Below are 9,846 nucleotides of genomic sequence, written 5' to 3'. Positions count from 1 at the left end.
ATAGCTGATAGCTGATAGCTTGTTGGTGTTCCCCAAGTATGCGGTGCCCGGTGTCAGTCCTGAAACCTTGAGGTTTCAGGGCGGGGATCTGCGGTCTACCGTAGGCTTCTCGGTACATGCCGAGCTTGCACAATAGTAAACGAACAGAAACCCTAACATAAAATTTATCGGCTCAGGGACTTAACCAAGCTCCTGCACCCTAGGGAACACCTTCAGTATATAAGACAAGTTTCAATCCTTAAACCATAGAAGCAAAAAAAGCGGATCGTTCGCGTAGTTTTTCCCCACCTTTAACTGCTTATTTACTTTTCAGATTGCTTTTTGACCTCAATCATACAATTAATTGGAGTTGCGATTTATCGAGTGGTAGCATGGCGTTACTTAGCCGAACAAAGAAAAAGTTATGAGCACGTTACCTGATTACCAACAAGCCCAATTGTTATTAGAAAAGAATGAAATTTTTGTCGCACCAGCAGAAGCCCATGGTGTGATCAGTGGTTTATTAGCCTGTGGCATCAATATCGAAGCCGACGAATACTTAGGTTTATTAAGCGATGTATTCAATGATGGCTTAGCCTTCAATAAAGATTTAAAAGCATTTTTTGCTGATGTGTATTCTCAGGTTGTTGCCAGCTTCAGCGATGAAGAATTTCAATTTGACCTATTCTTACCAAGCGACGACGAAACACTGATCGATTTAGCCAATGGCTTAGTATCTTGGGTATCGGGTTTTATGCTTGGTTTTGGTTTAAAACAAAAAGATTACGGCAAGTTATCTGCTGATGTGAAAGAAGTGATCAGCGATTTTAGTGAAATTACCCGCCTAGACACCATGTTTGAAGAGACCGAAGAAGACAGCCAAGCACTGCACGAAGTGATTGAGTATGTACGTGTTTCTGCGCTGTTATGTTTTGCTGAATTAGGCAAAGAGCCAGCCGATAAAAACCCTAAGAAGACCCTTCACTAATCAAATTACAGAGGTTTAGCATGTCGTCTATTGCAATCGATAAAGCTGAATTTAAAGCCCGCCGCGAGCGCTTGCTTGCGATGATGGATAAGAATAGCGTGGCTATAATTCCTGCGGCAGGAGAAGTAACACGCAGCCGTGATACTGAATATGCATTTCGTCAAGACAGTGACTTTTTCTATCTAACTGGGTTTAACGAACCAGATGCAGTTTTAGTGCTTTGTCCGTCGAGCGATACACCAAGTACGCTTATTTGCCGTAACAAAGACAAACTAGCCGAAATTTGGCATGGCCGAAGAATTGGTTTCGAAAAAGCTAAATCTGAGTACTTATTCGACGCAACTTGCCCACTTAGTGAACTAGATGAACAATTATTAGATTTGGTGAACGGCCAGCAGATTTTATTTTATGCACAAGGCACTTACGCAAATTTTGATGCAAAGGTTTGGGATTTATTAAACACCCTTCGCGGCGCACCTAAAAAAGGCTATAAAGCCCCACATACCATTAAAGATATTCGTGGTTTAGTGCATGAAATGCGTTTGTTTAAATCTGACGCAGAATTAAACATTATGCGTACAGCGTGCGAAATTAGTGCACAAGGCCATATTCGCGCTATGCAGTTTGCCAAACCTGGCGCAACTGAATATCAATTAGAAGCAGAGCTTCACCACCATTATGCAATGAATGGTGCCCGTCATCCTGCTTATGGCACGATTGTCGGCAGTGGCGATAACGCCAACATTTTGCACTACACACAAAATGATGCTGAGCTAAAAGATGGCGATTTAGTGTTAATTGATTCTGGCTGTGAACTAGAAGGTTATGCGGCAGATATCACACGTACTTTCCCAATCAATGGCAAGTTTAGCGAACCACAAGCGGCGCTTTACAACATTGTATTAGCAGCTCAAGAAGCAGCATTTAGCCAAGTAAAGCCGGGCGGTAGTTTATCGAAAGCCAATGAATTAGCCTCAACGGTACTGACGCAAGGGCTTATTGATTTAGGCATTTTAACCGGCGAGCTTGATGAGCTAATGGCAAACCAAGCCTGCAAAGCGTTTTACATGCATGGCCTTGGCCACTGGCTTGGGTTAGACGTACACGATGTTGGCGAATATAAGCTTGATGAAAAAGAGCGCGTATTTGAGCCGGGCATGGTGCTCACCATCGAGCCGGGTTTATATATTAGCGAAGATGCAAAAGCACCAGAGCAATATAAAGGCATCGGTATTCGTATCGAAGATAACTTACTTGTCACTCAAGATGGCCATGAAAACCTGACCATTTCGGTTCCTAAAACCATTGGTGACATTGAAGCAGTGATGCAAGCAAACAAAGGCTAGGAGCAAGCGTGGCAAAGCAGTTTGATGTTGTCATTATCGGCGGTGGAATGGCGGGTGCAAGTTGTGCACTGGGCCTAAAACAGAGCAATAAGCAGTTATCAATCGCTGTAATTGAAGCAAATGAAGTAAGCGCAGACTATCACCCAAGCTTTGATGATAGAAGCATTGCGCTGGCTCAGCAGTCTGTTCAGTACTTAAAATCAATCAATGCGTTTGATTGCCAAGCGCCATTTGCGGCAGCGATTAAAAAAGTCACTGTGTCTGATCGTGGTCATTTTGGTAAAACGCATATTGATTGCCAAGAATATGGCCATGATGCCCTTGGTTATGTGGTCGAAGTGAATCCATTTGGGCGCAGCCTTCATCAGCAACTTACGCGTACTGATGTTAGTTTGTTTTGCCCTGATACGGTTGCCAAGCTTGAATACCAAAGCGATTTTGCCAATATCACGTTGAACTCAGGCGAGCAGTTAAGCGCAAAGCTTGTGGTGATTGCCGATGGTGCTCATTCGCAAAGCCGTAAACTGGCTAATATAGAGTTTAATACTCGCGCTTATCAGCAAGCGGCGATTATTGCTAACATCGAAGTGGCTGGTGGTCATCATCATCATGCCTTTGAGCGTTTTACTGAGCACGGCCCAATGGCCCTGTTGCCAATGAGCAATAACCGATACTCACTGGTGTGGTGTATGGAGCCTGAGCAAATTGAGCACACTATGGCGCTTGAAGATGATGCCTTTTTAGCTGCGTTACAAAAAGCATTTGGTTACTGCGGCGGCGCATTTAGCAAAGTGGGTATGCGAGCAAGTTATCCGCTTGTGTATGGTAAAGCAGAATCACTGAGCAGCCACCGTACAGTATTAATTGGTAATGCAGGGCATGCTATTCACCCAATCGCAGGGCAGGGCTTTAATTTAGGCCTGCGTGATGTGCAACTACTGTGTGATATGGCAAATAGAGACGACCTTGGTGATTACGCCTTTACCCGTTATTACAGCCAAACTCGCAGTAAAGATATTACTACCGTGATGACACTTACAGACAGCCTAGTGCGTTTGTTCTCTTACTCATCACGATTGCTCGCGCTTGGTCGCAGCATTGGCCTTTTCTCAATGGATTTATTCTCCTCGTTAAAAACCCCGCTGGCAAAACAGCTTATGGGTCAGGTTAAGCAAGGTAAACGGATATGAAACAAGCACAAGTTTGTATTGTCGGTGGTGGCTGTGTTGGCCTTACGCTAGCACTTGGTTTAGCAAAAGCAGATATCAGCGTTGTGGTGATTGATGCGAGTAAAAATCAAACCTTACCGGGTGATGATTACGCACTTCGCGTGAGCGCATTGAGCCTAGCTAGTCAGGGTTTATTTGAGTCATTAAATGTATGGCCAGAGATCATTAAACAGCGTGCTACACCCTATACGTCGATGGATGTACGTGATCAAGACAGCTTTGGCAAAATTCATTTTGATCATAACGATCTCGACTTACCGCAGCTCGGTCATATCGTCGAAAACGACATTATTCGATACGCTTTAATTAGCGAACTTGAAAAGCAAAGTAATGCCACTTTATTGTTCGAAACCCGCTATCAGCAAATTCATCAAACCGACTCTGATGTGTTTATTACTCTAGAAAGCGGCGAGCCTGTGATTGCTAAATTATTAGTGGCGGCAGATGGTGCTAACTCGGCTATTCGCAAGCAGTTCAACATGCCAATTACTTTTAAAGATTATGACCATCACGCCATTGTTGCCACGGTTAAAACTGCCGATGAGCATAACAACACGGCACGCCAAGTGTTTTTACCAACCGGGCCGCTGGCGTTTTTACCCTTGCCAGATAAACATACGCACTCAATTGTTTGGTCAACAAGCCCTGAGCATTGCGACACACTTTTACCACTTGATGATAGCCACTTTAATAAAGCGGTTATGGCAGCCCTCGATGGCCAATGTGGTTTATGTGAAGTGCAAAGTGAGCGCATGGCGTTTCCATTAAAGATGCGTTATGCCCAGCAGTGGGTGTCGGGCAAAGTGGTTTTAATGGGTGATGCAGCGCATACCATTCATCCATTAGCCGGTTTAGGCATGAACCTTGGCCTAAAAGACGCCGCTTATTTAATTGAGCTATTAAGTAATCAGCAAGGCGAGTTTGCAAGTGCACGCACGCTGCGTGATTATGAACGTACTCGTAAGCTTGATGCACAAAAGCACATAGCTATGATGCAAGGCTTAAAAGAGCTATTTGCAGGCGCTAACCCATTGAAAAAACTTGTACGTGGTGTTGGTTTAAGCCTAGTTGATAACCTTGGCCCAATTAAACATTTGTTCGCAAAAGAAGCAATTGGTAAATAACATCTAACTAGTTGTTACTATTTAGTTTAAGCCGCAGCTAAGCAATTAGCTGCGGCTTTTTTGCACTTATATGAATGCAAAATGATAGCGCTGTCATTTTTGTTAGTGTATGATTAAATTTTTGTGATTGGTATGGAAATTAAACAGCTCTGTTGGGTTGTATACTAGTTTCCAACCAAATAAAAATAATTAAACTAAGAGAACAATTATGGAAGCAACGGTTGAGTGTGACAACAACACAAAACAAAGCATCTGGCTGCCAATGATATTGGCCGGCTCAATGTTTTTTATCTTAGGGTGTATAACGTGGCTTAATGGTGCAATTACACCATTTTTGCAGCAAATGCTTGAGCTTTCGCCGTTACAAGCTTCGTTTATCATCTCTTCTTTTTATATTGCGGTAACAGTTGCCGGTATCCCATCGGCTATGCTGATCAAGCGCGTTGGTTATAAGAATGGTATGGCGATTGGCTGTGCGATTATGGCTTTATCGGCGCTGATGTATATTCCCGCTGCGAAACTGCAAATGATCGAAATATTCTTGTTCGCACAATTAATGATAGGTGTTGGACAAACCGTACTACAAACCGCTGTTAACCCATACGTGGTTAAAATGGGCTCTGAGAAATCAGCCGCTGTGCGCGTGTGTATCATGGGCTTATTAAACAAATTTGCGGGTGTTATTGTGCCTGTTATTTTTGCGGCTGTAGTTGTAAGCGGTGTTGTTGATGGCGCAGGTAAATTATCGCAAGAACAAAAAGACATTATGGCAAATAGCCTTATCATGCCTTATGTGTTGATTGCTGCTTTAATCATGTTATTTGCTGCCTTTGCTAAATTTGCACCATTGCCTGACTTAGTGTTTGATGAAGACGAAACATCAAACGGCAAAGGGGAAATTAAAGAAACCCTAGCACACCCTCACTTAGTTTTAGGTGTGGTGGGTATTGCTTTATATGTTGCTGTTGAAGTTATTGCCGCAGACACCATTGGCTCGTACGCTTTACAAATTGGCGTTGCTGACTACTCAGTTATGACCTCTTACACCATGGCGTGTATGTTGATTGGTTACGCGATTGGTATTTTGACTATTCCACGCTTTATGAGCCAACAAACGGCATTATTAATGTCGGGTATTGCCGGTATTATCACCGTGTTGTTAGTGGTACTTGGTAGCAATGACTCGTTCATTATTTCAAACCTATTATTAGTGCCATTTGGTGGCCCACAATTACCAGACCCATTGTTATGCATTGCATTATTAGGCTTTGCTAATGCCATGGTTTGGCCTGCAATCTGGCCACTGGCTTTAGCTGGCTTAGGTCGCTTAACAGGCACTGCATCTGGCTTACTGATCATGGGTATTGCTGGTGGTGCACTCGGCCCATTACTAATCGGTTTAGGAAACGTAGCAGGCCTAGGCGCACAAGGCGCTTACATTGTGATGATCCCAAGTTATGTATTCATTTTATTCTACGCCTTAAAAGGCCATAAGATGAGAAGCTGGAAATAACCCAGCAAACTAATTTTTCAAGTTAGGCAAAGCCGCGGTACGCCCATCACCGCGGCTTTTTTGTGGGTAAACTAAAGCTAACAGCTTTCAGCCGTCAGCTATCAGATTGAAAACAAAGGAGCTGAAATGCTCATCAGTAGGCGTGAAACTTATTTCGCGCGATGCTTATCTAAACCACAGAAGTAACACGTAGGTCGGGCTTTAGCCCGTCAATGTTAGCGATTATGTGTCGCCATAAATGACGACCTACAGTGCTTGATTCATTAGCTCGTAGGTTGGCTAGAGCGGAGCGAAACCCAGCGCTTGGAGCCATCAGCTTTCAGATTGAAAAGTTAGCGAGATGGGAGTTGTAGGAGGCGTTTTAACGCCGAATTCGTAGCAGCGCGTTTACCCCGCGTAATTTACTGTTTTTTGTGGTTCAATAATTTTTTGCACAAAGAGAAAACAATGAGAAAAGAATGAGAAAGACCATAAGATTTTGTTGTTTTTCCTCTAAAGCACAGCGCCTCTTATCTTCTTTGTGATTATTATTTTAAATTATGTTTTCTCTATGTAACATGAAGCATCTCGGTGTTCTCTGTTGTTCAATTTTTTTCACAAAGAGAAGGCAATGAGAAGTGAATGAGCAACCCAATAAAACTATTAGTTACTTTCCTCTAAAGCGCAGCGCCTCTTATCCTCTTTGTGAGTATTCATTGAATTACGTGATATTAAATCACGACTACTAACTTGCTAACTCACACCCACAAAAAAGCCGTGGGATTTTCATCACACGGCTTTTGATATTTCGCTAAGTCGTTTTATTAGAACGAGTAGCTGTAACCTAGTTGTAGGGTACGTGGTTTACCTGGTTGAATACCGCCGTTTGCACGGTTTGCAACGTAGGTTTTGTCAAACAGGTTATCTACTGTTAGGTATACTTTTTGTTTGTCGTCGATTAGGTATTTAGCTGCTAAATCCCACACAACGCGGCTGTCGATTGCATTGCGACCTGAGTCTGTTAAGTCTGCGTGTGCATCAGACACATAACGCATTTGCGTATCGAATACGAAGCTTGAGAACTCAGCACCCATCGAAAGCGCTAATTGGTTTTCAGGCACGTATGGCATTGCATCGCCTTTTTCTACGCTACCCCAAAGATCTGATTCAAACGCATTGTCGAACTCAGAATCAGTGTAAGTGTAAGTTAAGCGTACTGGGAATGAAGCTGCGTTTGTAGCAAACACTTTACCTGCGCTTAGCTCAAAACCAGACACAGATACTTCACCGTAGTTGTATTGGTCGCCAATATTGTCATCGCTACAACCTACAGCCGCAGTACAGTTACCGTGCATGTTTGTGTAGTCAGAGTTAAAGTAAATTACTTCACCTTGAATGCCAGCGTAATCGTAACGACCACCTAGCTCAATGTTAACACTCTCTTCTTCTTCTTGATCTGCGTTACCCGGTGCTGCTGGTGCGTAACCTTTTTGAATACCAGCAAGAAGCGTTAGGTTATCGCTTACAGTATAAGTCGCACCTAGTGATGGTACTAAGATCTCAGTGTCGTTGCTGATATCTTTTGTTAAACCATTTTCACGGTTTGGATCAGACTTAGCCCATTCAACACGTTTGATTGTGATGTCTTCATAGCGAAGGCCTGCGCTAATGACTAATGCATCAAGTGACCACTCATCTTGAATGAATAGGGTCGTTGCTTCAGCGCTATCTAAACGGTTGCTGTTTGAACCTGGAACGCCTTTTTCTGTAAGCGTCATTGATAGGTCTTGGTTAAGCGTGTACTTGTCTTCCCATTGGAAACGATCCATTTCATCTTCGTGGTAACGTGCACCAACTGTGATGTAGTGGTTGCCCGCAGGGATATGGAATTCAGTTTGTAAGCCTTTCGCTTGGTAATCACGGTTATTCGCTTTTACGCCAATACCTTCAATACCTTCGCTCGTTGGGTTTGCTTCAAACTCGCTGTATTGCTCAAGGTAGCTGCTGCTTACTTTGCTTGCTTTATACCAGTTACGGTGGAAGTCGTTTAGGTAAGCTGTAGCAAGTAGCTCGTAACCTTTACCAAAACGATATGCATAGTTGATTTGGTATGCATTGTGTTGTGTGTTCATTTCATCGTTTTGCGATGCTGCATAACGACGGTAAGGGTTTTCTTGGTAATCAGCGTCAGTTAAGCCCATGTAAGTTTCGTCAGAGCGTTCGTCTGAGTACTTTAACTTCATTTCTAGGCTGTGTGCTTCGTTATCACCAAAGTCAAAACCAAACTTTAATAAGAAATCATTCTTTTCGAAGCCAGTGTTGTCGCTACCAACTGGTAAATCTTTAAAGCCATCAGCACCGTAAGTGAATACTTCTACAAGGCCCGCAGCATTGTTTTTCTTTTTACCGAAGTAAGCATGACCTTTATAGAAGCCATCGCTACCAAGTTCAGCATTAAGTAAACCTTTAGACCCTTCAGTTGGTAAGCTACGAGAAACTAAGTTTAAAACACCGCCTGTTGTACGTGGGCCATACTTAACAGACGCTGCACCTTTAAGTACTTCGATAGACTCCATACGACCCATAGTAGGGAAGTAGTAAGCAGAAGGCGCTGAGTAAGGTGCTGGTGCGACAAGTACACCATCTTCCATTACTGAGATTTTGTCGTTACGACCTGTACCCGTACCACGCATACCGATGTTAGGACGAAGGCCATAGCCGTCTTCTTCTTGTACATATACACCCGGTACAGCACTTAAAACACGTGAGATATCAGTATATTCAAACTTTTCTAGTTCTTGCTCATCAATAAAAGTAGCAGAGCCAGGAATATCGTTAATTGCAGATGCAGAGCCAATTACAGTGATTTGCTCGAAGTTTTTCTCTTCTTTAGTTACATCTTTTGCAAAAGCATTAGCGCTTAAAGATAAAGCGACCGCAGTCGAAAGCGTAGAAACAATAAACTTAGGTGTCATTGTGAGTCCTGTATATGTTTAGATATTTTTAACAGGCGCAATTAAAACATGTAAAAAAATGCGAATCAATCCTATTTGTAATAAAACAGGTCTGAACTGTAAGTTCATGAATTGAAGGGGTTATAAGGAATACAGTAGTATTGTATTACGATATTGGGTTTGGTTTGGTGTTAAGTAAAACTTAATGACTGCAGCTGTCAGCTCGTAGGTTGGTTAGAGCGGAGCGAAACCCAACTTTGGAGCAATCAGCTTTCAGCCATCAGCTTTCAGATTGAAAAGTTAGCAAAAGTATAGGGGAAAGTTTGCGAGATACGAGGAACGAGATGCGAGTTGTAGGAGGCGTTTTAACGCCGAAAAAAATGGTGATATTAGATATCAGTGGTTAGAAGTTAGATTAAAACAACAGAGCTGTAAGCTTTAAGCTATAAGTCAGATCAGCCTGCACGCAGTCTCAGTGAAATGCATACCCGTAGGCGTGAAATTTATTTCGCGCGATGCTTATCTAAACCACAGAAATAAGATGTAGGTCGGGCTTTAGCCCGTCAATGTTAGCGATTATGTGTCGCCATAAATGACGACTTACAGTGCTTAACTCATTAGCTCGTAGGTTGGTTAGAGCGGAGCGAAACCCAACTTTGGAGCAATCAGCTTTCAGCCGTCAGCTTTCAGATTAAAAAGTTAGCAAAAGTAAAGGGGAAAGGTACGAGATCCGA

6 protein-coding genes and 1 other RNA gene are annotated in these 9,846 nt (G+C 42.9%); 5 read left to right on the top strand and 2 right to left on the bottom strand.

Annotated elements, in window-relative coordinates; genetic code table 11:
- Window positions 1-25: 25 nt before the first annotated feature.
- A non-coding RNA gene (gene ssrS, locus CWB80_RS13770) (6S RNA) lies at window positions 26-209 on the bottom strand.
- A gap of 194 nt (window positions 210-403) precedes the next feature.
- Between ssrS and CWB80_RS13765 the strand changes: the two genes are divergently transcribed.
- The 5 genes from CWB80_RS13765 (at window position 404) to nagP (ending at window position 6,179) form a co-directional block, all read left to right on the top strand.
- On the top strand, window positions 404-967 hold the full coding sequence (locus tag CWB80_RS13765; protein ID WP_054551315.1) for a UPF0149 family protein: 564 nt from the start codon (window positions 404-406) through the stop codon (window positions 965-967).
- A gap of 20 nt (window positions 968-987) precedes the next feature.
- Window positions 988-2,313, top strand: coding sequence for a Xaa-Pro aminopeptidase (gene pepP, locus CWB80_RS13760; RefSeq protein WP_138602358.1), 1,326 nt, complete (start codon window positions 988-990; stop codon window positions 2,311-2,313).
- 8 nt (window positions 2,314-2,321) lie between these two features.
- Complete coding sequence (gene ubiH, locus CWB80_RS13755) at window positions 2,322-3,503, top strand: 2-octaprenyl-6-methoxyphenyl hydroxylase (RefSeq protein ID WP_138602360.1); 1,182 nt, start codon at window positions 2,322-2,324, stop codon at window positions 3,501-3,503.
- Entirely contained in the window at window positions 3,500-4,666 is a 1,167-nt protein-coding gene (locus tag CWB80_RS13750; protein WP_138602362.1) for an FAD-dependent monooxygenase, read from the top strand. The genes ubiH and CWB80_RS13750 overlap by 4 nt, the downstream gene beginning before the upstream one ends.
- Before the next feature lie 208 nt (window positions 4,667-4,874).
- Window positions 4,875-6,179, top strand: a complete 1,305-nt coding sequence (gene nagP, locus CWB80_RS13745; protein WP_054551319.1) for an N-acetylglucosamine MFS transporter NagP — start codon at window positions 4,875-4,877, stop codon at window positions 6,177-6,179.
- A gap of 803 nt (window positions 6,180-6,982) precedes the next feature.
- Here the strand turns inward: nagP and CWB80_RS13740 are convergent.
- Window positions 6,983-9,133, bottom strand: a complete 2,151-nt coding sequence (locus tag CWB80_RS13740) for a TonB-dependent receptor family protein (protein WP_138602364.1) — start codon at window positions 9,131-9,133, stop codon at window positions 6,983-6,985.
- Window positions 9,134-9,846 lie beyond the last annotated feature (713 nt).

Origin of the sequence: Pseudoalteromonas sp. S1650 (genome assembly GCF_005887195.1) — a bacterium.
Classification (GTDB): domain Bacteria; phylum Pseudomonadota; class Gammaproteobacteria; order Enterobacterales; family Alteromonadaceae; genus Pseudoalteromonas; species Pseudoalteromonas simplex.
Note: the sequence above shows the minus strand (reverse complement) of the source record. Positions and strands in the feature narration are given on the sequence as shown.

What these genes read in the sequence shown, in the direction of transcription:
- CWB80_RS13765 (WP_054551315.1), top strand. Translation starts at nt 404, where the DNA reads ATGAGCACGTTACCTGATTACCAACAAGCCCAATTGTTATTAGAAAAG.
- pepP (WP_138602358.1), top strand. Translation starts at nt 988, where the DNA reads ATGTCGTCTATTGCAATCGATAAAGCTGAATTTAAAGCCCGCCGCGAG.
- CWB80_RS13750 (WP_138602362.1), top strand. Translation starts at nt 3,500, where the DNA reads ATGAAACAAGCACAAGTTTGTATTGTCGGTGGTGGCTGTGTTGGCCTT.
- nagP (WP_054551319.1), top strand. Translation starts at nt 4,875, where the DNA reads ATGGAAGCAACGGTTGAGTGTGACAACAACACAAAACAAAGCATCTGG.
- CWB80_RS13740 (WP_138602364.1), bottom strand. Translation starts at nt 9,133, where the DNA reads ATGACACCTAAGTTTATTGTTTCTACGCTTTCGACTGCGGTCGCTTTA.